At 35.0% G+C, this 24,831-nt stretch carries 20 protein-coding genes, 1 tRNA gene and 1 pseudogene; 15 read left to right on the top strand and 7 right to left on the bottom strand.

Going from position 1 to position 24,831, the window contains the following annotated elements; genetic code table 11:
• The first annotated feature begins 385 nt into the window (after positions 1 to 385).
• From AC57AW_RS21620 to AC57AW_RS21580, 9 genes are all read left to right on the top strand, one after another.
• On the top strand, positions 386 to 1,936 hold the full coding sequence (locus tag AC57AW_RS21620) for a T9SS type A sorting domain-containing protein (protein WP_496353531.1): 1,551 nt from the start codon (positions 386 to 388) through the stop codon (positions 1,934 to 1,936).
• Positions 1,937 to 1,948: 12 nt separating this feature from the next.
• Complete coding sequence (locus AC57AW_RS21615) at positions 1,949 to 4,786, top strand: hypothetical protein (RefSeq protein WP_496353530.1); 2,838 nt, start codon at positions 1,949 to 1,951, stop codon at positions 4,784 to 4,786.
• A 5-nt stretch (positions 4,787 to 4,791) separates the two neighbouring features.
• Entirely contained in the window at positions 4,792 to 8,445 is a 3,654-nt protein-coding gene (locus tag AC57AW_RS21610) for a DUF6443 domain-containing protein (protein ID WP_496353529.1), read from the top strand.
• The gene (locus AC57AW_RS21605) at positions 8,445 to 8,873 is read left to right on the top strand and encodes a hypothetical protein (RefSeq protein WP_496353528.1); all 429 of its coding nucleotides are present in this window, start codon (positions 8,445 to 8,447) and stop codon (positions 8,871 to 8,873) included. Before AC57AW_RS21610 ends, AC57AW_RS21605 begins: the two co-directional genes overlap by 1 nt.
• 118 nt (positions 8,874 to 8,991) lie before the next feature.
• On the top strand, positions 8,992 to 9,174 hold the full coding sequence (locus AC57AW_RS21600) for an RHS repeat-associated core domain-containing protein (protein ID WP_496353527.1): 183 nt from the start codon (positions 8,992 to 8,994) through the stop codon (positions 9,172 to 9,174).
• Positions 9,175 to 9,301: 127 nt separating this feature from the next.
• The gene (locus AC57AW_RS21595) at positions 9,302 to 9,811 is read left to right on the top strand and encodes a hypothetical protein (RefSeq protein ID WP_496353526.1); all 510 of its coding nucleotides are present in this window, start codon (positions 9,302 to 9,304) and stop codon (positions 9,809 to 9,811) included.
• Positions 9,812 to 9,841: 30 nt separating this feature from the next.
• Entirely contained in the window at positions 9,842 to 10,060 is a 219-nt protein-coding gene (locus tag AC57AW_RS21590) for a ParB N-terminal domain-containing protein (protein ID WP_496353525.1), read from the top strand.
• A 1,141-nt stretch (positions 10,061 to 11,201) separates the two neighbouring features.
• A complete protein-coding gene (locus tag AC57AW_RS21585) occupies positions 11,202 to 11,666 on the top strand; it encodes a CPCC family cysteine-rich protein (RefSeq protein WP_496353524.1) in 465 nt (154 codons plus the stop codon).
• A gap of 322 nt (positions 11,667 to 11,988) precedes the next feature.
• Positions 11,989 to 13,152 (top strand): hypothetical protein, encoded by a 1,164-nt coding sequence (locus AC57AW_RS21580; protein ID WP_496353523.1) that lies wholly within the window; start codon positions 11,989 to 11,991, stop codon positions 13,150 to 13,152.
• A gap of 143 nt (positions 13,153 to 13,295) precedes the next feature.
• Here AC57AW_RS21580 and AC57AW_RS21575 read toward each other — a convergent pair whose 3' ends face one another.
• The 3 genes from AC57AW_RS21575 to AC57AW_RS21565 form a co-directional block, all read right to left on the bottom strand.
• Positions 13,296 to 13,463, bottom strand: a complete 168-nt coding sequence (locus AC57AW_RS21575; protein WP_496353522.1) for a hypothetical protein — start codon at positions 13,461 to 13,463, stop codon at positions 13,296 to 13,298.
• Positions 13,464 to 13,616: 153 nt separating this feature from the next.
• A complete protein-coding gene (locus AC57AW_RS21570; RefSeq protein WP_496353521.1) occupies positions 13,617 to 14,711 on the bottom strand; it encodes a nuclease/transposase family protein in 1,095 nt (364 codons plus the stop codon).
• A gap of 1 nt (position 14,712) precedes the next feature.
• A complete protein-coding gene (locus AC57AW_RS21565) occupies positions 14,713 to 15,525 on the bottom strand; it encodes an RNA polymerase sigma factor (protein ID WP_496353520.1) in 813 nt (270 codons plus the stop codon).
• A 382-nt stretch (positions 15,526 to 15,907) separates the two neighbouring features.
• Here AC57AW_RS21565 and AC57AW_RS21560 point away from each other — a divergent pair, with 382 nt between their 5' ends.
• From AC57AW_RS21560 to AC57AW_RS21545, 4 genes and pseudogenes are all read left to right on the top strand, one after another.
• The gene (locus AC57AW_RS21560) at positions 15,908 to 16,132 is read left to right on the top strand and encodes a helix-turn-helix domain-containing protein (RefSeq protein ID WP_463711787.1); all 225 of its coding nucleotides are present in this window, start codon (positions 15,908 to 15,910) and stop codon (positions 16,130 to 16,132) included.
• Between the two features lie 38 nt (positions 16,133 to 16,170).
• On the top strand, positions 16,171 to 16,821 hold the full coding sequence (locus AC57AW_RS21555) for a hypothetical protein (protein ID WP_496353519.1): 651 nt from the start codon (positions 16,171 to 16,173) through the stop codon (positions 16,819 to 16,821).
• Between the two features lie 674 nt (positions 16,822 to 17,495).
• A pseudogene (locus tag AC57AW_RS21550) lies at positions 17,496 to 18,410 on the top strand (recombinase family protein); the annotation flags it as partial.
• Positions 18,382 to 18,510, top strand: coding sequence for a hypothetical protein (locus AC57AW_RS21545; RefSeq protein ID WP_496353518.1), 129 nt, complete (start codon positions 18,382 to 18,384; stop codon positions 18,508 to 18,510). The pseudogene AC57AW_RS21550 and the gene AC57AW_RS21545, both read left to right, overlap by 29 nt.
• Positions 18,511 to 19,029: 519 nt before the next feature.
• On the opposite strand, the gene AC57AW_RS21540 is transcribed toward AC57AW_RS21545, so the two are convergent.
• A tRNA-Gln gene (locus tag AC57AW_RS21540) sits at positions 19,030 to 19,100 on the bottom strand.
• A 374-nt stretch (positions 19,101 to 19,474) separates the two neighbouring features.
• On the opposite strand from AC57AW_RS21540, the gene der reads away from it, so the two are divergent.
• Both der and upp read left to right on the top strand, forming a co-directional pair.
• A complete protein-coding gene (der, locus tag AC57AW_RS21535; protein ID WP_318846664.1) occupies positions 19,475 to 20,785 on the top strand; it encodes a ribosome biogenesis GTPase Der in 1,311 nt (436 codons plus the stop codon).
• A gap of 248 nt (positions 20,786 to 21,033) precedes the next feature.
• Positions 21,034 to 21,684 carry a uracil phosphoribosyltransferase gene (gene upp, locus AC57AW_RS21530; RefSeq protein ID WP_496353517.1) on the top strand — a complete coding sequence of 217 codons (651 nt, stop codon included), beginning with the start codon at positions 21,034 to 21,036 and terminating at the stop codon, positions 21,682 to 21,684.
• A 1-nt stretch (position 21,685) separates the two neighbouring features.
• On the opposite strand, the gene AC57AW_RS21525 is transcribed toward upp, so the two are convergent.
• From AC57AW_RS21525 to AC57AW_RS21515, 3 genes are all read right to left on the bottom strand, one after another.
• Entirely contained in the window at positions 21,686 to 22,372 is a 687-nt protein-coding gene (locus AC57AW_RS21525) for an alpha/beta fold hydrolase (RefSeq protein WP_496353516.1), read from the bottom strand.
• A gap of 176 nt (positions 22,373 to 22,548) precedes the next feature.
• Positions 22,549 to 23,202: a ComF family protein gene (locus AC57AW_RS21520; RefSeq protein WP_496353515.1), complete on the bottom strand. Its 654-nt coding sequence runs from the start codon at positions 23,200 to 23,202 to the stop codon at positions 22,549 to 22,551.
• 140 nt (positions 23,203 to 23,342) lie between these two features.
• Positions 23,343 to 24,821, bottom strand: coding sequence for a helix-turn-helix domain-containing protein (locus AC57AW_RS21515; protein ID WP_496353514.1), 1,479 nt, complete (start codon positions 24,819 to 24,821; stop codon positions 23,343 to 23,345).
• Between the last annotated feature and the right edge of the window lie 10 nt (positions 24,822 to 24,831).

Here is a 24,831-nt window from a genome sequence, read left to right as displayed (position 1 = left end):
TATTAAAATGCGTGCGATTTTACAACTATGTGGAGAAGTTAGGAGCTCATTCGCAACTTTGAAAGTCCTTACGTCCTAACAAAGTTGCTGCTTCGCTCTGTGAGACTTTTAAATCGGTAAGAAATTTTGTTTAGTCTATAAATATGACTTTAATTTAAAATTCTGTATTTTTAGAGGTATTCCATACTTGTTTTCATCATTTCAAATTTATTATTAATGCGACGAGTTTTGTCGTTTAAACCGTATATTTTTGTGAAATAAATATAATTTGATGGTTTAAAAGTACAGCTGTAATCATTTAAATGCGAATGTTTATTGTTTCTTAAAAAATGTTAAATTTGCCACGTTATTAAAAAAGCTAATTATTAACTCAAAAAACACGGGAATGAAAAAGTTCTATATCAGTGCATTGACCTTATGCATTGTCTTGGATGTCTCTGCTCAGGAAGTGGTATGGCAGAAAGACATCAAATCCTCTACCCAGGATTTCTTAAGCCAGGTTACCACAACAATCGATCAACAGTACTTGATCACAGGAAGCTCTATTCAGAGCAATAAATTACAACAAAGTAGTAAACAGAACAAAGGTTATGATTTCCATCTGATAAAATTAAATCAACAGGGGGAACAGGTTTTTGAAAAATACTTTTCAGGAAATAATCACGACTATTTATCTTCAACGGTTACTACTCAGGATGGTGGTTTTCTGATCACAGGTTCATCGTATTCAGGAAAAGGACTTGATAAAAAGGAAGATTCTAAAGGTGGCTCAGACATTTGGTTAATTAGAATCAATGAGTTTGGTGACGAATTATGGCAGAAAACTTTAGGAAGCTCATCAGATGAAGAAGCAAGAGCTGTGATTCAGACTACAGATCAGGGATTCTTTGTTGCGGGTAACGTACAGGGCTCATCAAAAGGTTATGGCTCAAAAGATGTTCTGATCATCAGGTTAGATAAAGACGGAAAAGTTCTGTCTGAGCAAACATTAGGGGGACGTGGACTTGATGAAGTAGAGAAGATGATCCCTACTCGTGATGGAGGAGCACTACTTGGAATATATTCCAGAAGTTCTATAAATGGGACAAAGAAAACAGAAAACTTTGGCGAAGGTGATTACTGGATTGTAAAGCTGGACAAAAGTGGAAAAGTAGAATGGGAAAAGAACTTTGGAGGAAAAGGTGATGATCATTTGAGAACTCTGGCATTAACTTCAACTGGCTTTATCATTGGCGGAGAATCCAGATCAGAAAGATCAGGAAACAAAACTGTCGGATTAGAAGAAGGAACAGACCTTTGGCTGATTTCTTTAAATGAAAGAGGTGAGGAACAGTGGCAAAAATCTTACAATTTCAAAAACAGAGATATTCTGATGGGAATGAGTGTAATAAGCGGGAAGCAGGAAGATGGAAGTGGGAAGTCTAAAGGCATTTTGCTGGGAGGTTATACCCAGGCAGAAGGAAGAATAGAAACAGATGATGAAACCTTCTGGATGTTATACCTTGACCAGAACGGAAATGAACAGTGGAGAAAACATGTAAAAGGAGAATCCAGCAAGAAGGAAGAAAGGCTTTCTGATTTAAAGCTGAACAGAGATGGTTCTATTGTTCTGGCAGGAACAAGTGCAGAAGAGCTGGGTAAAGAAAACTGGAAGATTGTAAAGCTGGCAGACAAGCAGGTAGACCAGTTGATTGAAAAATATGATATCAAAATCTATCCAAACCCTGTGTCAGATTATGCTTACGTAGAAATCGGTTTTGATTTTAAAGAAGCTGAGATTCTATTGTATGATATGAGCGGAAGACAGCTTCAAAGTGTGAAAACAAAGAATAAAGTGACCAAGATTAATACCCAGACACTCATTCAGGGAGCTTATCTGGTGACGATAAAAACGGATACTAATAAAACGGCGAATGCCAAACTGATAAAAAAATAAGACACAATAATCATGAAAAAAACTATGATTTCACTGGCAATCCTTGTTGCCGGTATGGGGCAGATTTATGCCCAGCAAGAGGTGAATTTTGGAGATTTTTCTAAGCCAGTACCCTCCGTTTCCTCTTTTGCTACTTATACCAATACTCCTATATCAAATGCCACAGGAATCCCTGATATTTCTTTTCCTTTGTTGGGATTACCCACCTATAATAGCGAAATGAACTTAAACGCAGGCTTATCTTACAATCCTATGAATGTTTCCGAAAGCGAACCAGCCAGTCAGGTAGGTATAGGTTGGACATTATTTGCAGGAGGTGTGATTTCAAGAAGTATAGAGAATGATATTGACGAGATGCTGGATAATAGTAATAGCAACAATTATTATCAAAATGAGTTTGATGACATTTACTATTATAATTTACCGGGAATTTCAGGGAAGTTTAAATTTAAAAGAAATACAACTACTAATACTTTCGAGCTGGTGAACCTCACATCCAATAAAATCAAAATTGAGTACACCCGTTCAGCTAATACCGCAACACTTATTCTTGACTCATTTACAATAACTGATACAAGAGGAATTAAGTATATTTTTAATGATTACAGCAGGAGTAATCAGGAACGAAATGTGTTTTTATCAAACGGAAAAGTTTATAAATCGGCTTTCTTTTTAACACAAATAAAAGATGCTAATAATGTTGAACTGGCTAATTTCTCTTATCAAAAGGATACAAAATATAAAAATAATGGTGTAACAATATCTTATCAAACCTGCAAATTAAAAACCATCACCTCCCCAGGATTTGGAAAAATAGAATTTGAATATTTATATAATCAGGCGTTGGAGAATTCAATGAATGATCCATATCAGGTTCAGAAAGTTGTTCTGAAGGATAATTATAATCGTATGGTTTCAGGATATACTTTTGAGTATTTATCCCAGGATAAAAGAACATTGGCCAAATTAATAAAACTGAATAAAAATAATGTCGTTTCTGAAACAACATCATTTGAATATGGTGATGCAAGTACCAGCATTCCGATACCCTACGGAACAGACCCTAATTCAATTTGTCCGGGGTTATCTACAGGAACACCAATAGTTGGGACAAGGGGGATTTTGAAAAGAATAACCACCCCTACAGGAGGAGTTGTGGAATATAATTTTGAACAAAACATAATATTTAAAGATAGGACAAATCCGGCTTATCTTAATGAGATTCTTAATCCCTACATGATTTCAGATCCTGAGGTTCAGTATCTGAATCCGTTTTGGGGAGCAGAATTTGATACACATGTAAGTAATAATACAAATTATACATTAACTATCACTGGTAATCCAGGAACTTACAAGAGAGTATTTGTAATGTTTATCGCAGGGGAGTTATATACGGATAATCCTATGTGGGATCCAACAATTCCTTATTCTATGGGATACAGTATTAAATCGGGAGGTGTTGTTGTAACAGGCAATCCTTGTCAGTCTCCCTCGTCAAACGGTAATTATTATGCCACTGAATATAGTTTACTTCCAGGAACTTACTCCGTTCAGGTGGGAGGTTCCGGAGGTCAGGGAGCCGTTCAGGCTTTTGAAATTGCTCATATTCCTCAGCCTTTTCACAATACAACCAGAGCTGCCGGAGCAAGAATAGCCAATATTAAATATTACAACAGCACTACTGATACAACACCTGTTAAAACAACAAAATTTGAATATAATAGTTTTACAGACAGTAATACATCTTCAGGATACTCAGTATTTCCAGATGGAGACATCAACGCTTCAAATTTTATCATTTATAAAAATGTAAAAATCACTAATGCCGATGATACTAACGGATATACCCAATATTATTATAAAATACCGGATGATTTTCCAAAAGAGCCTTATACAGTAAATGGAAGCAGTGTAAAAATCTGGCCACAATATAATTTAATAAGCAGTGGATTATTAGATAAAAAGGAAATGTACAATGCACAGGCTAAGCCGCTGGCATCTGAACAAACTACTTATACATTTGATAATATTCCTGGCACTGAGGAGTATGGGTTAGGAAATTGGGGACAAGGAGCAATCTACACCAAACTTGGATGGTTAAAAAAGCTGGTCAATACTTCCAAAACATATTTTGACAACAACCAAAGTATCGAAGAACAATCGGAAACCAATTTCAATGTGTTCAATTTTGATGTGGCTTCCACTAAAAAAGTGGTGGATGGAAATACGATAGAGCAGTTCTATACCTATCCGGAAACGGGATATACTAACCTTTCCAACGCCCATATCATGAATACACCAGTCATAGTTGAAGAAAAAAATGATGGGAAAACAGTTTCCAAAGCAGAAACAAAGTTTACAAATCCCATCTCCACACTTCCCACTGCCGTTATGACTTCCAATATCGGGAATACTATGCAAAAAACGGCTGTTATAGATCTATATGATGAAAAAGGAAATGCTATTCAGTTTACTTCCCCCTCAGGAATTCCCACAGCTCTTGTATATGGCTATGATAAAACACAGCCTATTGCCAAGATAGAAGGGTCAACCTATGCACAAGTGTCATCTTACGTTCAGACTATTATAGATGCTTCCAATGCAGATGCTCAAAATCCTGTCAATGAACCGGCACTCCTTACCGCATTGGATAATTTCAGAAAAACAACTGCATTGAAGGACTTTCAGATCACAACCATCACCTATGATCCACTCATAGGAATGACCACCACCACTGCACCTGATGGAATCAGAGCTATTTATAAGTACGATGCTAATAACAGGCTACAAAAAATTGTAGATATGAACGGAGTAACCCTGAAAGAATATCAATACAACTACAAAAACTAAACACAATGAAAAAAATATTAGTACTACTCAATTTGTTTGTGGTTGGTTTTAGCTTTGCACAGACCAACTTTACTCAGACAGAAAATTACATCTATGAGAAAAACTGTTTAACAGAAGACTGCTCCAAAAAAACAGAATCTGTACAATATTTTGACGGGCTTGGAAGGGCGAAGCAAAATATATCGATAAAGGTAACACCCACAGGAAAAGACATTGCCATTCCAATAGAATATGATGACTATGGAAGGCAGGTAAAAAGCTACCTTCCCGTTCCGCAGGCAGGGACACAAAATGGTGCTTTATATACTAATCCCCTTTCTAATGCGTCTTCTCTATATGGCAGTGAGAAAATCTATGCTGAAAAAGCATTGGAGTCTTCTCCGCTGGGAAGAATACAGCAGCAAAAAAATGTTGGTAATGAGTGGAATACCCATCCTGTACAGTTTGAATACAACACCAATACAACGAATGAGGTTTATCAATATGTTGTTTCTACTACATGGGAAAATGGAATTACTAAAAATATCCTGAGCTTATCCCCAAGCCAGGCTTATCCGGCCAATCAGCTATACAAAAGTACAGTAACGGATGAAGATGGAAGTAAATTGGTAGAATTTAAGAACAAAAAAGGCCAAACAATATTGGTCAGGAAAATGCTAAGTGCTTCTGAGCAGGTAGACACTTACTATGTCTATAATATATTTGGACAATTGGTTTTTGTACTTCCACCTGGCACCCTCCACAAACCTGTTACAGACGACCTTCTGAATGATCTTTGTTATCAGTACCGCTATGACACCTGGGGACGCCTGGCAGAAAAAAAGATTCCGGGAAAAGGCTGGGAGTACATGGTATATGATAACCAGGACAGGCTAGTAGCTTCACAGGATGCCAATCTTAAAGAAAAAGGACAGTGGATGTACACTAAGTATGATCAATTTGGCAGGGTTGCTATTACGGGAATATGTACCGGAGGTGAAAGATACCAGGAACAGAATATTGTCAATGGTTATGGTTCTAACAATGTCAATAGAATAAATACACCCTTTTTTGAAAGACAGGTAATGAATGTCTATTATAACAATCCTGATACGACTTATCCCAATGCAAGTAAATGGGTTACTTTATTATCTTTAAACTATTACGACTCTTATCCTTCTTACAGCTTCAACCCGGCTTTTCCTGCTGATATTATGGGAAAGCCCCTGCTTTCTGATAATTCTACAGCCAATGCGGTAAGTACTAAAGGACTCCCTGTGATGAGTTTGGTGAAAAATATTGAAGATGATAACTGGACCAAGAACTATATTTATTATGACCAGAAAGGAAGAACGGTAGGTTCTTACAGTATTAATCATCTCGGAGGTTATACCAAAACAGAATCATTGCTTGATTTTGCAGGCGTTACCAAACAGAGCAAAGCGTATCATAAAAGACTGGCAACAGATCCCGAAAAAGTAATTACCCAGACTTTCACCTATGATCACCAAAGCAGGTTATTGGTACATAAACACCAGGTGGATACCAATCCTGAAGAAATTCTGGTACAGAATGAGTATAATGAACTTTCACAGGTAAAAAACAGAAAATTGGGCGGAACCAATCCTGCCCAGCCATTACAGAATATTGATTATACATATAATATCAGGGGATGGCTTACCAAAATCAATGACCCGTCCAATCTGAACGGGAAGCTGTTCGGGTATGCGATGAAATATACCAATCCGGTAAATTCTAATGTGGCACCGGGGAAATTTTCAGGAATGATCACAGAAGTAGACTGGAAAAACGCTTCCGAGGACGTGCTGAAAAGGTATAATTATGCGTATGACGCATTGGGCAGGCTAAAGGATGCGGTCTATTCTGAACCCAATGCCACTGTTCCTTTTAATAATAATTATAATGAATATGTGACCTACGACCTTAACGGGAATATTAAAACCCTGAAGAGAAATGCTTTTCCTGCAAATGGAGGCATAACATCTGTTCAGGTAGATGACCTGGTCTACAATTACACAGGAAACCGTTTAACGAAAGTTACAGAAAATGCATTGAATGATACCGGGTACGAAGGAGGAAATAACATCATTTCCTATGATCAGAACGGAAATATGAAAGATATGCTGGATAAAGGAATTCAGTCTGTTCAATACAATTTTCTGAATCTTTCCAACGGGTACAGCGCTCAGCAGTCAAATGGCTTTGGGCAGTTTCTGAACAGTACGATGAGCTATCTTTACCGTGCTGACGGAACAAAACTCCGTAAAACCTATTCCAGTGCTCCGCCAAGAGGATCTGTTACCACCCGTATCACAGACTACCTAGATGGTTTCCAGTACAGTTATAACGAAGGAGGTGGTATCTGTCTTGAGTGCAGAACAGAAAGTGCCTATGAACAGCAGGCTTATAAAAATGCATCGTTTGTATTGCCGGGAACATTAACCCCGGAGTGGAAACTGGATTTTGTTGCTACAGCGGCAGGGTATTACAGTTTCACAGAAAACCGCTATATTTACCAGTACAGAGACCATCTTGGAAATGCCAGGGTAACCTTTACCAAGAACAGCGCAGGCGTTCCTGAAATTATCGATACCAACAATTATTATCCTTTTGGGCTGAACCATATCTCAGGATCGTTCAGTACTGCAGGTTTCGGAAGTTTTTACAGTTATAAATACAATGGCAAAGAACTTCAGGAAACAGGATTGTTTGATTACGGCTGGAGACAGTATCTGCCTGATCTGGGAAGATGGAACGGGATAGACCAGCTGGCAGAAAGCTACCTTTCTACGAGTCCTTATGCATATGTTGCCAATAACCCGGTTTCACAATTTGATGTAGACGGAAGATGGTTTAATGAAGACGGAACTATTGATACTTCAGGAAGAACTCCCGGGTTCACTAGTGGCAGACAGATGTATAGCCAGTTTCTGGGATATAGACCTGGAGATGGTGGCGGAGGAAATAGCGCAATCAGCGGCCCTGCTCCTAAAAGCAACACAGGCCCCGGAGTTATAGAAAGATTTATAAGTTGGCTGTTTGGGGGGAAGAAAAAAACAGGGAGGCTAGAAGTTGGACAAGTGGAAAGGGTTCAACAAACAGCATTGTTTGGACTTATTAGAAATGCTAATGTAAACGCTAATGGTGAAAGCCCATTAGAACAGTACAGAAGTTGGAGAGATTATCCGTTGTACAATGAAGGAGAAAACTGGCTTGACAGATTTGCCAGAAATGTGAACAGTTCTCATATGGAGATTCTTCTCGATGAAGGAAGCGGTGGCGGATTGATGTTTGGTGGTTATGGAAGGACTATAGCTGCTGCCGAAGAGGTTTCTATGATGTCAAAGATTGCTGCCGAAGCAGAAGCTCAAGGTTTCAAAAGTCTTAATTCTGGAATAGATCCGGCTATAACAGCAAAATATTTAGAACAAATGATGAATGGTACATTTAATAAACCTGTTGGAGTAGCTGGATTTAGATGGGAAGGGAAATTTTATTTAAATGATGGTAATCATAGAATGAGTTCTGCTATTCAATATAAAATACTAACTGGTGACTATAAGTATATGGATATACTTATGAACAATGCAAAATGGGATAACGCAAATCCTGTTAATTATGGAAAAATATATAAATTCCCTGTAAAACCAACAAGATAATGAACAGAATATCTATAATAAATTCAAAAGAATTACAAACCTTAAAGGATATGAATGAGTATGTTTTCGTTAATTTCGCTTATGATAATGCTCTAAAAATAAGTTATTTTTACGATGAAATTAGGAAGAATGAAAAAATTAAGTTAATTAATTTATTTAATCAATTAACAGGTATTGAAATTAGAGTAGATGATACCTTAGGTAAATTACACATAATTTTACTAAAATTATTAATCGATGGAAAAAAAGATAATATCGTTATTAGCAATGTTGGTTTCCATATGATATCATTTGAGTTTTTGATTGATAATTTGAAAAAAATCTTTGAACATCTAAAAGAATTAGTAAATAAAAATGTAATCATAGTTGACTGTAATCTTAATAATCCTGAGGATATTAAATATTTAGAGCAATATTTCAAAATTTAAACTCCGGAGGTTCGATTTTTAGCTCGTTCCATTGAATATATAACCCTACCGCATTATGGTGGTGCGAGCGTTTCACTCGTGACATAATTATCCGTTTGGCCTCAACCATATTTCAGGAATGTTAGGTATATCCGGTTTCGGAAGTTATTATTCTTACAAATATAATGGTAAAGAGCCTCAGGAAACAGGGATGTTTGATTATGGAGCAAGAATGTACATGCCGGATTTAGGAAGATGGGGTGTCGTAGACCCATTGGCAGAAGCATCCAGAAGATTCACCCCCTTACCATTATGGAAATAATAACCCGATAAGGTTTATCGATCCGGATGGAAGACTTACCGTAGATAACCTTCAAGGAGGGTATAGTACTGGAAGTGCTGTTGCAGATTTCATGTTTAGAACAGGCTTAAGTTCAGATGAAAGAAATATGCCGTTATTCTATCGTAATGAAGGTGGGGCAATGATAAGAACAGAAGCTTTGGGGAATGATGGCCAAGGTGGAGGTAGCGGACCTAAACAAGGACCTAAACCCGGTATTTTTAAGACAATAGGTAATTTCATCAAAAGGTTATTTGGTTGGAATAAAAATAAAGTAAGTGTTGGTCCAGCTGAAAGAATTCCTGAAGATTATAGTGCCAGCGGAAGCAGATTATTTGGTCTAATACAAGGAGCTAATTACAATCCTATGGCAGAATATCGCGCACGCCGTGATAACCCTTTTTATAATGAAGGAGAATCTGGCTTAGATAGATCATTCAGACTTATGAACAGTTCCCACATAGAAATAATGCAGGACTTCGGTGGTGGTGGTTACAATATGTTTGGAGGATATGGAAGATTAGCGAGAGCATCCGGTGTTGCAAATATAACGGAGGAAGTTTCATTAGCTGCTGAAATATCTGCTGAAGCTGAAGCAAACGGTATTAAAAGTGCTTAAAAAGGTATTAATCAAGATATTTTTGAGCAAATGTCAAATGGAACTTATGAGCCTACCGGTGGTGCAGGTTACAAATATGAAGGAATGCATATAATAGTAAACGGAAATCATAGAATGAATGCAGCAATTAAATATGGAATTAAGACAGGAAATTTTGAATATGTAGAACAACTTATAAACAAAGGTAATTTTCCACGTCTAAACCCAAGTGACTACGGAATAAAAATCTATAAACTACCAACAAAATAATGGAAATAAAATATCAATAATAGGATCAGAAGAATTAAAAGAATTAAAAGATTTAATTGATAAAAAAGAATATATCTATATTAATTTCAGTGATGAATATTCTATTAAAATCAATCCTTTTTTTGAAAGCATTGATAATAGCGAAAAGAAAACATTAATTCAACTTTTTTTTCAACTAACAAGTATAAATATAAGAATTGATGATCTTTTAGGTAAATTACATATAATTGTGTTAAAAATTTTATTAGACGGCAAAAAAGACAAGATTATAATTAATAGTTTAGGTCTTTCTAATGATTCAATAATATTTTTAAAATCCAATTTTGAGAAAATATTACAAAATTTTAAGAATAAAAATTTGACTATATATAAGTTTGAAGTTAAAGAGCCTTCAAATTTTGTTTATAAAAAAAGATAAAGACAATGCTACTAAACTTCCTTTGGGTGATATTTATCGATTCAATTCAGTAAATTATCCTGTATTCTGACAAGTTCCAAACATATTGATCCATAGACTTTTAAATAATATGAATAATAAAAAATTTTGTTGTGAAAGACTGGAAGGTGCATATAATGTGCAGAAAGGATTTGGTCTTAATTTTAGAATTGTGAAATTTACTGAACCTCTGTACAGTAAATTAAAGCTTATTAACCCGAACATGTTGGATAAAGGATTTGTTATGACATCAGGTTATATTCATACAATTAATGATGAAAGAACAATGAGTTTATTCATAAATAACTGTCCTTTCTGCGGTCAAAAATTAAGTGATTTTTACAAATCGGATGATTATGTACAAGAAATCATAAATGATTGATAATTTTAAAAACATGTTAGTAATAAAATTAGAGTATTGATTTTCAATGCTCTAATTTTAAACATGAAACTGAATTTAGAGAAACCACATAGAACCAATATTTAAAAACTAGCGAAAAATTTTGCTAGTGAAGCTGGTGAACATATTCAGGAACAAGTTGTGGGGAAATTTTTAGTTAAATTTAATAGCAATACGCAGGAAATTCTTGTTGGAAGAGTGGACTTAAGAGAGATCAGAACATTCTATAAAGCAAACCCTAATATAAGTACGACTCCTTTCCAAGATGCTCTTGATTTAGCGGCTAGTTTAACAAAATAAAAAGTATGATAAAAATAGAATTAAATACGGTAATAAATATACTGTCATTAAATGAACTTTCAGGAATGACTGAGAAAGAACGAGAAGAATTCATTGAAAACGAAGGAATTGAGAAAGAAGAAATCTTTGAATACTTAAAAGGAAAATATACTGGAGTAAAAGTTTCTTATATTGAAGAAAAAATTAAAACTTTATATCAAATACCTATTACTGTTATTGGAGTTGTAGAAAAACTAAATCCATGCCCTTGTTGTAATTTCAGAACAATTTTTGAAAAAGGGAATTATCAAATTTGTCCAGTTTGCTTTTGGGAAGACGATGGCAGCACAAATGATATGAAAACTAGCTCTGCTAACCATATGACATTAAAAGAGGCAAAAGATAATTTTAAGACAAAAGGTGCGATCTCAGATCAATTTTTGAAATTTGTAGATAAAGAAGCTGTACTTAAATATTATAAAGATATTTAGTTTAAATCCTTCCTCAAGCTGAAGGGAATGTTCCAAACGTGTTGATAATAAATTAGAGTATTGACTTTCAGTACTCTAATTTTAATAATATGAATAAAAATCTCAATTTAAAATGATATTGTGAATAGCTGATACAGAAAAATAGAAAAAAGGTTGTTTAAATATTGAAAATCATACTTGGAGTTTCAGAATTTAATAAATAAATCCACATCGATCGATGTGGATTATTTTATAGCTCACTATTTAAAGCCAATGAGTGAAAACTGAAGCCAAATGAATCTTGTTATTTATAGTAAAAGATAGGTGAGCTATTTTACTGTTTATGAAAACGTCTATAAATTTCAGGGCAGTTAAAACAGATTCCGAAGCGCACAACTTTAGAAGAAAGACCTTCGATTATATAAAAAAAGATCTTACGGAAAAAAATGAATATTGGGTACAAACTAAGATTTCAGATAGGCTAAAATCAATAGAAGCATACTGTAAGGAAAAATCCGGAAGGAAATTACAGAAAAATGCACTGCCAATTCGTGAAGCTGTAGTTGTCATTAAAGAAAATACAACGATGCAGGATCTGTATAAGCTTTCTAAAAGGCTTGAAGAAGAACTAAGAATAAGAATTTTTCAAATCGCCATTCATAAAGATGAAGGTCATTATGATAAGGATTCTAAAGAATGGAAACCTAATTATCATGCTCATTTAGTGGCAGACTGGCAAGATTTGGAAACAGGGAAAACGTTGAAACATCAATCCTTCCATTATTCAAAAATGCAGGATATTACTGCTGAATGTCTGGAAATGGAAAGAGGTGTTTCAGGTTCTATAGGAAGACTGGAAGCCATTGAATTTAAAATCCAAAAAAAGGAAAATGAGCTTGTGTTATTAAATAATAAGATAGCTCGAATGAAGGCGGAGCTCAAATCTAAAAAATTTTCAGATCTTATTGTTAAAGAAAATGACTTTTTAGGTTTTAGCAGGATCAAAACTGATAAAACGATTGAAAACTATGAAAGAGCTTTTAAAGCATATAATACAGAACTGCTTAAAAATAAAGAAATTCTTCAATCCAAATCTAAAATCATTACTGAGCTTCAGCAAAAGAATATAGATTTAAGCAAAGAAGTTTCCCTATTAAAAAACAAGCTTTCCAGCATACTGTCTAATATTACAGTATATAGTAATGAAAAGGAAACTTATCTTAATTCTGTTAAGGGTACGATCATAAAAGCAATCCAATTTGAAAAGTTCAAACAGCCGAAATTATTTGATACTACCAAAGAGAAGCTCATAGCAATAGTTGATCGTATTTGTAAAAAACTTTCTGAAGAAAACAATATTCCTTTTTCCTCACTGGAAGAGGTATTTAAAAATCCTGACAGCAGTTTAGAAATCTTCTCCTTACTGAACATTGGTGATCATAGAATACAATATAATACCGAAGATATTCCTGTTCGGGAAAAAAGAAAAAAGATAAAGAGGTCATAAGAAGGACTGCAAAAATTCATAAAAGAAAACAAAGGTATTGTTTCAGATTTTTTAAAAAGGCAAGTTCAGGTCCAAAGGATATGACAAAAAATCTCCACCTTGCAGGTTGTATTTTTCATCATAAACTTGCTTTTTAAAATCTTTCATAATGAATTTTTGGCTTTCTTTTTTTCTTTTTTCTTTTGAAAATTGTAAACAGTTGTTTTGAGGAGATCTTCATCAAACTCTTCCTTTTGTTCAAGTAAAGAAAATTGTTTCTGATTATAGTTATCACGGTCAAGAGCTAAAGTCTCGTACTTTATCCCTGACATTTTTTTAGCATTTAATTTGGGCCTTGACATATTTTTTGTTCCAAATTATAAATAAAAAAGTGAGCCCACGCCGTTGTATATACTATTAAGTATTTAGTGAGTGTACTTTGACCTCACCCTACGGGTGTACAAGCACCCTCATTATTTTTTTTGCTATCCAATGATTAATTCGATGCCAGCTTTTTCTGCTTTATATTTTATTTTGGTCTGCAACTGATAATAACTCCAGTTGCGGAGCACAAATTCCTGATCTTTTGCAATACCGATTTTATCTTCCTGATTTTTAAGAATAAGTGTGCCTGCCTGCTGCTGGATACAGAAATCGATAAGTTTCCGGCTGTACACATGAAGCCGATGGCTTACATATCGGCTCTCCAAATTTTCTGTTTTATGGAGTGCCTTTTGTTTGCGTTTGGCTCCTTTCCCAGAGCGCGCATAGGCAATGCCGGCCTGAATTCTCTTTTGACTTGCCTGAATGGCAAGCCTGCGATATAAAAACTCCTCTTTTGAGCCAATATTGATTCGTACATTATTAGCTTTTGCTACTATAGGATGTTCCAGAGACAGAGAAGCTTCTGCGATAATTTCAGGCTGTAAAAGATGCTTTTCTTTTTCAAATTCAAACACTGCAAGCCAATAGATTTTCCCGGCTTTAAGCTGGATCTGTGATGTACAAAGCTTTATCTCTCCCCGTAAAAGGCGTTCCATGATTTGGCGCTTATCAGAGAAGTCCCTCCCTAAATACGTTTTAACCGGAATAGCAAACATGTTGAAGCAAAATACTTTCTTTTCAGGATTATATTTCATTTTGCTGATGCATTTAACCGGAAGCGGAATGGGAATATCTCTCTTAAAATTTCTCAAAGATTTTAAACCCTGCCAGTATCCGGCTTTATTCTTAGAAAAAGTAGATTGAATCGTATTGTTCAGGCTTCCCAGAATATCGGTAGGGATCTCTCCTTTGAAACGGTCAAAAACCATGCGTGCCGTTGTGCTTGTTTTTGAACGTGTAAATATTCCCATTTCATCTTTGCTTGCATCGGCAAGTTTGTATTGAATTTCCTCTGTGAAGTAAAAGAAATCCTTAATCATTTCCTGAACATATAGATGGGAAACAATAAAATTAGCCGCACGGAAACATCGGTTCTGATATCGGTATAGCTTTTCCCACATATCCTTTTTTTCAACTGGGGGAACATCGATCAGCAGCTGAATTTTTCGGGTAAGTGTAACCGTCGATTTTTCCATTTTAAAGAGGGCTTTTAGTGGTATTTCGATTTTGTATATATTGATAGGCATATAGAAATTCCCGGTGGATTTCCTTTTCTGAAAGTTTAAGTTCCTGAGCAATAATCTTGAAAGAAGATTTTTGCTCAAACCTTCTTTTTAAAATATCTAATTGCTGGTCACTGAGTTTATCTGAAAGCTCTTTATTATCGGTAGCTTTTTCATGTGGCTGTTCAAAAGAACTTCCTTTAATGATTTTCCGGAGGTCATCTATAGCTTTGCTCACTTCATTGCTTATGGCTGTCACACTGCTCCCCATTGCTTCTGCAATGGGTTTATACTGAAAGCCGTATTCAAGACAAAGTTCAATCAAGTGTTTTCTTTTGGGACTTATTACGTTTAAAACCCTGTTAACTTCATCAAAATCTTTTTGATCGGACTGCTGACGGAGAAGGTGCTCTTTATCTTGCAGAGGATCGTAACCGACGAGATAATCCTGATAATTCTCAAAACGTTCAAGGGAAGTGGTTAAACGGGCGAATTTATTTTGGGGAGCATTGAAATACGATATACAGTCTCTTTTCAACACAAACCGTAAAAAGCCAAGGATATGATTAGGAGTTTCAATGGAATCACGGTGTATCCAAAGTTTGAGAAAGGTGTCTTGTACAAGCGTTTCAACTACAAAATCATCCTCAAGCATTTTTTTTCCGAGCCAGAAAAGAAGTCTTTTGTAGCGCAAATGAATATGTTCTAAAGAGGCTGGATTACCTTTTTTCAGCAGTTCATATAGCTGATGATCGGTGGGCATGCGGGGCAAAGAGTCTGTTTTCATAAGCAGTGAAATTATTGCTAGAAGGAACTGCTTCGATCAATAAGATAAATTCTCTGCATCAAAACGCTAACTCAACTACATATTGCCCAAAAGAAAAGGCGTGGAACTCAACTTATTGACTAGAGGTACTGGTATACCTGTGTACGATAAGAGAGCCCACGCCGCGGTCGTGAGCTAATTTACTTATCTTCCCGTACACATAAAATTACCAGTTTTCTAGTCGAGAATCTAAGCAATAGCTTCGATTATTAATATTGAAGTATTGCAAAGTTACCTTTATTGTAACTATTTAGCAAATATAAAAAATTTTTCTTTATGTAGGTTAATTCGACTACAAAAAATGATTAAAATCTCATCAATTTGTCTATTCAAAGTTAATCAGATGGATAGATTAGAATTTAGAATTGCATTTGGCAAAAGAGTTGAGATGTTCAGAAAAAAGCTTAATTTGAGTTATAGAGAGTTGGCGCAAAAATGTGATGTAGATCATAGTAATATTAGCAAAATAGAAAAAGGGGAAGTAGACCTTAGGATTTCTACTATTCAAGAGTTAGCCAAAGGGCTAGATGTGCATCCACAGCAGTTATTTGACTTTAAACTAAAGTGATGAAATTACTCTTGAACAATTTTTAATCTCATAAATGAATGGCAAAGAGAACTGAACGTCCAAAATTTATTCACAAGGCTTCAACTCAAGAGTATTTACATTGCCTTCAGAATATGTCTAAATGGTCGGAGATTTTATTATCCAACGACAGGAGGAAAAGGTATAGCGATTTTCTTAAATGGATTTTAGAAAATGATTACTTCAAAACCGATGAAAATCTTACTATAGCTCAAATTTCGAGGCTGAGCGGATATTCTTCTGCGAAGATTTCAAAGTGGTTACAGGAAATCTATGAAGGAATCCTTGATCTTAATGAGCATAATCCTGCATTATTTTACACCGAGCCGGGAGTGCCAGTGCTGCTCAGCATACGTTACTATGATAGCTACTGCTTCTTCTCACTTACAATGCCAGTAATTCCAAGAGTTTACGAAACTTTTGAATTTTTCTTTATTAAAGCTAAAATCGGTTGGAACAGGTTTTGGGTTAGAGATATACAATACGAGATTGACAATAATAAAACGACAATTTGGATATTTTTAGAGGGTGGAATCGTCAATCGATATCGCGAATTTGCAGTTGAAAAAGCAAAATTCGAAGGTAGAATTACTTTTAGAGACGAGCATGAGAAATATGATTTTGAAATTGACGACTTGATTTTGGGAAGAAATCGTAATGCTAATAGATAAAAAAAGACCAAGTTTTAGTTAGAGAAGTTTTTTGTTTTTGTCAGAAGCTTTAAAGCTTAATAAAATACCCATGGGAATCGATATTTTATTTTTAATATGATGAGATATTTTGGATTTTAAAGAATAAGTATTTATGATTTTAGGAAAAATTAGTACATTTATACTCAGCTATTTAAAGCTCTCTTAGTTAGAAGTTTAAGAAAATTCAATATCAGGATATCTGTTCTAGTAAAGGATAATATGCGTACTTCATTTGTAGAGAATAAAAAGCCGCATATGGATAATAATCCAATTGAAATGTACGTAAGGTGAAATTTTAGTCTCCTTTTGATTATAAAATAGTAATACTAGCTTATAATACTGTTAAGAAAATCCCAGCTTTAAAATAAAGCCATTAAAAGACATATACATTCCTTCAAAGCCGAATAGAATTATTATCCACTTTCGCTAATAATTTTATTGAAATTTATTCGAAGTGTTGGAGGATAAGAAAATAAAAAAAATACCTATCGAGGAGGTGATGGAATTCTTTCAAAACGAAGGCATGGAAATAACTGAGGAAGAAGCAGAACTGATCATGGAATTTCTGTATAATCTTACCACAATTGTTATTAGACAGTATTTCTACTCTGAATAATAATATTTCTAAAGCTATCCTTGATAATTACTAAAAAATGAAAATCATGAAGATAGCAGATTTATACATCCGTGTTTCTACCGATGAACAGGCTGACAAAGGATATTCACAAAGAGATCAGGAGGATCGTTTAAAGAGATATTGTTCATCTAATAATATCTCTATCGGACAAATTATCTACGAAGACCATTCCGCAAAATCATTTAACCGTCCTGAATGGATAAAACTTTTAACTGCACTTAAAAAGAGAAGTTGTAAAACAAACCTTATCCTATTTACTAAATGGGATCGCTTCAGCCGTAATGCAGGGGATGCCTATCAAATGATAAGTACACTTTCAAAATTGGGCATAGAACCACAGGCTGTTGACCAGCCTTTAGATCTTTCAATACCTGAAAATAAAATGATGCTCGCAATTTATTTGGCAGCACCTGAAGTTGAAAATGATAGAAGAGCTCTTAACGTATTTTATGGAATGCGCAGGGCAAAAAAAGAAGGAAGAGTTATGGGAAAAGCACCATTTGGTTATGTTAACAAAAGCAGGGAAAATGGTGAAAAGTATATTGTACAGCAAGAACCTGAAGCATCAGCCATGAAGTGGGCTTTTAATGAGATTGCAAAAGGAATATTGGTTTCTAATCAAATCAGAAAAAAGGTCAATGAATTAACAATTAAAAAGGTGAGTAGAACATCTTTCCATATAGCAATAAGAAATCCCATATACTATGGAAAAGTATTTTTAGAAAAACACAAAGATGAAAAAGCACATTTTGTAGATGGTCAGCATGAAGCTTTAATCAGTGAAGACCTATTCAACAGAGTGCAAGAAGTACTGGATGGTAAAAGGAGGCTACAGCGTCCTAATACTAAAATTCTTTCAGGTGAACACTTTCCATTACGGGGTTTTTTAGTATGTCCTAAATGTGGAAAGAATATTACAGCAAGCGCTTCAAAAGGCAGAAATAGCAGATACTACTATTATCATTGCAATGCAGCCTGTGGATTCCGTCATAGAGCAGAATTGGTCAATTCAGTTTTTGAACAGGGATTAAAACAATTGGAAATGAATGAGCCAGCAAAAAAACTTATAAAAAAAGTATTTCTGGATAATTATCAGAAGTTTATAAAAGCTCCTCAGGATGAAAGAAAGAAAATATCTGAAGAGATTGATAGGCTAAATTCAAGGATATCTGTGGCAAGGAATAAACTGCTTTCTGAAATAATTGATGATGAAGAATATCTTGAAATAAAAAAAGAATATAAAGTGCAGATTGAAAAGATGGAAAGACAATTAAGTGACAAGCCGAGAGAAAATAAATTAGATATACCAAAGCTACTGGAAAAAGCATTAGAAACACTTACTAATATCTGGAAAGTCTATACAGAAGGGGATATTGCAGTCAAGCGCCAAATCATTGGTTCGATTTTTCCTGAAAAACTTGAATTTGACGGAAATCAATATCGAACCACAAGAATTAATACTGTAGCTCACTATATCTTTCAAATTAACAATGGATTATCACAAAATAAAAACAGGAGAAACGATAATTATAATCATTTCTCCTGCTATGTAGACCCACAGGGATTCGAACCCCGACTGACGGTACCAAAAACCGGAGTGCTACCGTTACACTATAGGTCTGTTTCGATGATGCGAAATTATAGAATTTATTTTAAATATGAAAATCAAAATTAAAGATTAATTAACATAATACAGGAGTAACTGCTTTATGTATTGATTGCCAAATAATTATTTTTTGATAAAAATTTTCAAAAAACTTACCTTCATCGTAAAATAGCAGATTGTGGATATTTGTTTATTCAATTTTAAAGCGGGCAATTATTGTAATTTATCCGCTGAATAGTAACTTCCAGCCTCCTTATTCCAGCTTCCATCCCGAAGTATCTTGTTAAATAATAAAATCTTATCTTTGCAAAAAATTGGGCTCCAAAAGTTGGAGTAACCCATTAATAACATATCCTGAGCATAAGCAGAAGGATTATTAAACATTTTTTATGTCAAATATTGTCGCAATCGTTGGACGTCCCAACGTAGGAAAATCTACGCTTTTTAATCGTTTATTAGAAAGAAGAGAAGCTATTGTAGATTCTACAGCTGGTGTTACCAGAGACCGTCACTACGGAAAATCAGACTGGAACGGAGTCGATTTTACGGTAATTGATACCGGAGGTTATGATGTAGGTACAGATGATATCTTCGAAGAAGAAATCCGTAAGCAGGTACAATTGGCCGTAGAAGAAGCTACCTCTATTATCTTTATGATGAATGTGGAAGAAGGACTTACTGATACAGACTACGAAATTTACAGCTTACTAAGAAGATCCAATAAACCAATTTATATTGTTATCAATAAAGTAGATTCTGCTAAAGAAGAACTTCCGGCAACAGAATTTTACCAGTTAGGAATTGATAAATATTACACTCTTTCTTCTGCTACCGGTTCAGGAACAGGAGAAATCTTAGATGATATCGTTAGAGACTTCCCAACAACAGAATACAAAGATCCTTTTGAAGGATTACCTAAAATTACCATTGCAGGCCGTCCAAACGTAGGGAAATCTACGATGACAAATGCTTTATTGGATGTTGAAAGAAACATCGTAACTGATATTGCAGGAACTACAAGAGACAGTATCCAGACTTTATATAATAAATTCGGACATGAGTTTGTATTGGTAGATACTGCAGGGATGAGAAGAAAATCTAAGGTAAACGAAGACCTAGAATTCTATTCCGTAATGAGATCTATCCGTTCTATCGAATATTCTGACGTAGTAATCATTATGGTGGATGCTACACAAGGATGGGAATCTCAGGATATGAACATCTTCGGATTGGCTCAGAAAAACAGAAAAGGAATTGTAATTCTTGTTAATAAGTGGGATTTGATTGAAGACAAGCAGACGAATACAATGCGTGATTTCGAGAAATTAATCAAGGACAAAATCGGTCAGTTCCAGGATATTCCAATCCTATTTGTTTCGGCTTTAACGAAGCAGAGAATCTTAAAAGCTGTAGAAGTAGCCATGCAGGTTTATGAAGACCGTAAGAAGAAAATCAAAACTTCAAAACTGAATGAAGTAATGCTTCCAATCTTCGAAAATACACCACCACCGGCATTGAAAGGAAAATATATCAAAATCAAATATTGTGTTCAGCTTCCTACGCCGTCACCACAGTTTGTATTTTTCTGTAACCTTCCACAGTATGTGAAAGAACCTTATAAAAGATTTACTGAAAACCAGTTGAGAAAAGAATTTGGGTTTACCGGAATTCCGATTGAAGTGTATTTCAGACAGAAATAATAAGAACAATTGTTCGAAAGAAAATCCGGTAAGTTTACTTGCCGGATTTTTTTAATTCTAAGTTAAAAGCTGAATATTCACCCTTAAAATTACCCTTTTCATCATTTAAAAATAGCTGCATAGAGTGATAGATGTATTTTCTTAATATACTTTATTTCTCCCCAGGCCCAATTTTTCAATTCGTTTTTTAGTTGTAATTTTGCAACAATTAATATCAATTAACTGAAATTAAAAAAAATAAAATTTTCATGCTTACTATTTTATCGCAAAACTTTTCTCTTGTCAACGAATGGATCAACGAACTTAGAAACGTTGACATTCAACATGACCGAATGAGATTCAGAAGAAATATGGAGAGAATCGGAGAGATTGCCGCTTTTGAAATCAGTAAAGGACTGGAGTACAGAGAAGTTGAAATTCAAACTCCTTTAGATACAATAAAAAGCAGGGAAATTGCTGTACAGCCGGTTATTACAACTATTCTAAGAGCGGGAGTTCCTTTGTTTGAAGGAATTCTGAACTATCTTGACAGAGCAGACTGTGGTTTTGTAGCTGCTTACAGAAAGCACGATGCCAACGATTATTTCTCAATCAAACAGGATTATCTGACCTGCCCAAGCATTGAAGGCAGACCTTTGATTGTGGCAGATCCCATGTTGGCCACAGGAGCTTCTTTAATTGAAGCAATCAAAGATTTGTTAACCAATGGAAACCCAACCCAGCTCCATATTGTAGCAGCAATTGCTTCAAGACAGGGAGTGGAAACGATTCAGAATGCTTATCCTGAAGCTCATATCTGGGTAGGAGCCATAGATGAAGAGTTAACATCAAAAGGGTATATTACTCCTGGTTTAGGAGATGCCGGAGATCTTAGCTACGGAGAAAAACTTCAACGATAATTTAAGAAAGATTCCAAAAATCTTTCATTAAGTTCAACAATAGACTTGGTCGTACTTTATCCAGCGGATGTTTTGTCTCTGGAAGTACGGCCAATTTTGCATTCGGAAGACTTCTGTAAACCCTTGAACTTTCTTCAATAGTTATCATATTGTCTTTATCTCCCACCATGATTTGAATGGGAATATTAATCGTGGCAAAATTATTTTCCAACGGAGGATTTTTACCTAGATCAATCATCAAATCAGCTATAGCTGGTAGAAGCTGCTTCCATTTTGATCCGTGCTGTGCTTCTAAAAGTTGGGCATACTGTGGAATTTTTTCAAGAATAACATCAGGATTAAGCATCTTACTTTCTTTTAAAGCCTGCTCCTCAGTCCAGTCAAACTTTGTTCCCAGCGTGATAATAGAATTTACATTTTCAGGATTTTTCATTGCATAACAAAGTGCTGCATACCCTCCCATGCTATGCCCGAAAATAGATACATCTGTCAAATTATTTACTTCACAGTATTCTGATAATTCCTGAGTATATTTTTCAATACTAATGCCGCCAGCCGGAAGTTCCATGTTTCCATGTCCTGAAAACAACGGAGTGTGTACCGTAAAATACTGAGATAAAGTATTTAGATAAGGCGTGAAAATGTCGCTGTGACCTAAAGCTCCGTGTAATAAAAGCAGATGTGGCATAGTTGTTTAGTTTCCGGAAAATTAGGAAAAAGAATTGAATAGTGAAAATAGATTGGGTAAGTGTGTGGGAGAATTTGAGAGCCCTAGAGTTTGATAATATTTTTGAATATGATCACGAATCCCGAAGCTATTACCCCGAAACTCACATCTCGAAAAACACGTATCCCTTACCTCTTTTAAACATCCATCGCCATTACCAGCACACTCACTTTATTATTTCCGGCATTTAAAATTTCCCATGCAACTGATGAAACTGTATTTCCTGTGGTAAAAACATCATCAATCAGAAGAATATGCTTTCCGTCGACAGGTTGTGTGATAGAGAATGTATTGACAGCTTCCAATCTGTGTTTCTTATCTTTTAAAGCCTGTGCCTTTGAATAATGATTTCTTTTGATTAATTGATGATCAAAAGGAATGTCATAAAATGCCGCTAAAGTTTCTGTGAATAAATGAAGCTGATTATATCCACGCTCTTTGAGTTTCTTTGGATGAAGCGGTACACTTACCAAAAGATCAGGTTTCTCGTTCTTAAAGTTCAGGCGTTCTGTTGTCCAGTATGCAATAATCTTTCCTGCTTTTTCCCGGCCTTTGTATTTCAGTTCATGAATAATCTGACGGCTTAAGCTTTCCTCTTCAAACTGTAGTAATGCAAAAGTGTTTTCAACAGGAAAAAATAAACTGCATTTTTCTTTAATCGGATTGTTTTCAAAATAGGAATAGTGGGTAAAATAAATCTGGCTGAAACAAAGGTCACATACCAAAAGCTCAGAATCAATGATTCTGTTGCAGTGGATGCAGCGGTTGGGAAACAATATATCCAGTATCATAAGTGTGTTTTGTACTAAGATAGGAAATAAAAGACAATTAAGTGAATAGTCAATTTTACTTCGTAAGTGAGTGGAATAGAAGGTTAACAACAGTATTAAAATTCACAAGCGAAGCGTATTGACGATTCACGATTCACAAATTAATTCTCAAACCTCTTCCTTATCTTCTCCACAGAACTTTTCATGCTTAAATTAAAATGCTCCTTTTCCAGTCTTACCGGTGGCGCTTGTCTTACTTCGCAATCTGCAATGCTGCAGGATTCACAGGTTACTCCAACATTGATCGTTTTCAGAGAAGGAGATTTTATAAAACTAATTTTTTTAATCGTCTGGGAATTCAATAAAATACCAAGACAGTAACTTCTGTTGCTTCCATCCGAAAAAGGATTCTTTTGTGAAGTGGAAATGACCAGATAACTTATTCCCTGATCTTTATAATGAGATATTTGAGCATCAGTCAGAGTTTCATTTTCTTTTAAATGATCTAGATTTTTCACGGCAATCCATCTTCTGCAGTAATGCTCGTTGGTAGCGTTGGCGTGAGGTGCCTGCTGATGGTTCAGATGAAGTTCTTTTAAAATCTGAATCCTATCCGAATTCTTCTTTTTTACCAGACACAGATAAAATAAATCCTTAATTCCCATTTCTGCTGAAAGAATATTAGTCAGTCGATAGTAGAATGTTTCAGGAGAACGGGTAAAACTGTTGATGAGGTTTTCAAAATTTTTAGATTCCCATGTATTATTTTGAAAAAATTCTGATGTTTTCTCAATGACAGGCTCTTTTGAAATTAATAAAGCACCCGCAAAATAAGAAGCGTAAAAGTTGTTAAGAATTTCCTCAAAACTTCCAAAATCAAGCCATGAGTAAGTATTCGGGCGTGTTTTTAGTTCCAGAACATTAAATCCGATTTCTTTTGCGAGGATAAATGTTTTCTGATCTTTTTCCAGTTTTTGGTTGAGCAGTAATAATTTTTTCTCCGGAATAAAAAGCGAACGAAGATTATCCAGAGTTCCATATTTTTCAAAATCTTCAGATTGAATTGTATAGCTGAACTTTTCTGTAAGAATTTTTTCAAGTACCTCAGACTTTAAATTTTTTCCAGGTTTTACATTGTTTTCCTGAGTAAACAGATTTACTTTTTCTTCAATTTCCGGAAAATAATTGTCATACAATTCCTGGAATGACCTTAATACAGCAAAATAAAATCTTTCCTTACCAAGATTATAATTCTGAGAAATTTCGATCAGAGCATTGATGAAAGCCGTCACTTTTTTTGGAGCATCACTGATGATACTGATAAGGTTGTTTTTGTTGATCCCGAACAGCTCTAATGGAACTTCTTTGAAGAAATCCGATTGCAGAATTTCATTGAAGGGCGCTAAGCTTTTATCCAGTTTGGTGGAAACCAGATCATCAAAAGTACAGCTCAGTGCATCAGAAAGCTGAATAATCTTATCGTGTTTGGGATATTTTTTTCCGTTTTCAATTTCGTTAAGATAAGATTTTGATAATCCTGTCTTTACAGCAAGATCCTGCAGAGACCAGTTTTTCTTTTGTCTTTGCTGTTTCAGTTTTAGCCCGAAAACTGTTTTGATAAAGTCGCTTTCTGAATTCATTACTCAAATA

This window comes from Chryseobacterium sp. BGA-UO-ETr-SB22, assembly GCF_059567885.1.
Note: the sequence above shows the minus strand (reverse complement) of the source record. Positions and strands in the feature narration are given on the sequence as shown.

Bases quoted from the DNA above. Each gene is read 5' to 3' on its own strand.
- der (WP_318846664.1), top strand. From the start codon at position 19,475: ATGTCAAATATTGTCGCAATCGTTGGACGTCCCAACGTAGGAAAATCT.
- AC57AW_RS21555 (WP_496353519.1), top strand. From the start codon at position 16,171: ATGGCAAAGAGAACTGAACGTCCAAAATTTATTCACAAGGCTTCAACT.
- AC57AW_RS21580 (WP_496353523.1), top strand. From the start codon at position 11,989: ATGAAAACGTCTATAAATTTCAGGGCAGTTAAAACAGATTCCGAAGCG.
- AC57AW_RS21575 (WP_496353522.1), bottom strand. From the start codon at position 13,463: ATGTCAGGGATAAAGTACGAGACTTTAGCTCTTGACCGTGATAACTAT.
- AC57AW_RS21585 (WP_496353524.1), top strand. From the start codon at position 11,202: ATGATAAAAATAGAATTAAATACGGTAATAAATATACTGTCATTAAAT.
- AC57AW_RS21570 (WP_496353521.1), bottom strand. From the start codon at position 14,711: ATGGAAAAATCGACGGTTACACTTACCCGAAAAATTCAGCTGCTGATC.
- upp (WP_496353517.1), top strand. From the start codon at position 21,034: ATGCTTACTATTTTATCGCAAAACTTTTCTCTTGTCAACGAATGGATC.
- AC57AW_RS21600 (WP_496353527.1), top strand. From the start codon at position 8,992: ATGTTAGGTATATCCGGTTTCGGAAGTTATTATTCTTACAAATATAAT.
- AC57AW_RS21610 (WP_496353529.1), top strand. From the start codon at position 4,792: ATGAAAAAAATATTAGTACTACTCAATTTGTTTGTGGTTGGTTTTAGC.
- AC57AW_RS21560 (WP_463711787.1), top strand. From the start codon at position 15,908: ATGGATAGATTAGAATTTAGAATTGCATTTGGCAAAAGAGTTGAGATG.
- AC57AW_RS21565 (WP_496353520.1), bottom strand. From the start codon at position 15,525: ATGAAAACAGACTCTTTGCCCCGCATGCCCACCGATCATCAGCTATAT.
- AC57AW_RS21525 (WP_496353516.1), bottom strand. From the start codon at position 22,372: ATGCCACATCTGCTTTTATTACACGGAGCTTTAGGTCACAGCGACATT.
- AC57AW_RS21615 (WP_496353530.1), top strand. From the start codon at position 1,949: ATGAAAAAAACTATGATTTCACTGGCAATCCTTGTTGCCGGTATGGGG.
- AC57AW_RS21605 (WP_496353528.1), top strand. From the start codon at position 8,445: ATGAACAGAATATCTATAATAAATTCAAAAGAATTACAAACCTTAAAG.
- AC57AW_RS21520 (WP_496353515.1), bottom strand. From the start codon at position 23,202: ATGATACTGGATATATTGTTTCCCAACCGCTGCATCCACTGCAACAGA.
- AC57AW_RS21620 (WP_496353531.1), top strand. From the start codon at position 386: ATGAAAAAGTTCTATATCAGTGCATTGACCTTATGCATTGTCTTGGAT.
- AC57AW_RS21590 (WP_496353525.1), top strand. From the start codon at position 9,842: ATGTCAAATGGAACTTATGAGCCTACCGGTGGTGCAGGTTACAAATAT.
- AC57AW_RS21515 (WP_496353514.1), bottom strand. From the start codon at position 24,821: ATGAATTCAGAAAGCGACTTTATCAAAACAGTTTTCGGGCTAAAACTG.
- AC57AW_RS21595 (WP_496353526.1), top strand. From the start codon at position 9,302: ATGCCGTTATTCTATCGTAATGAAGGTGGGGCAATGATAAGAACAGAA.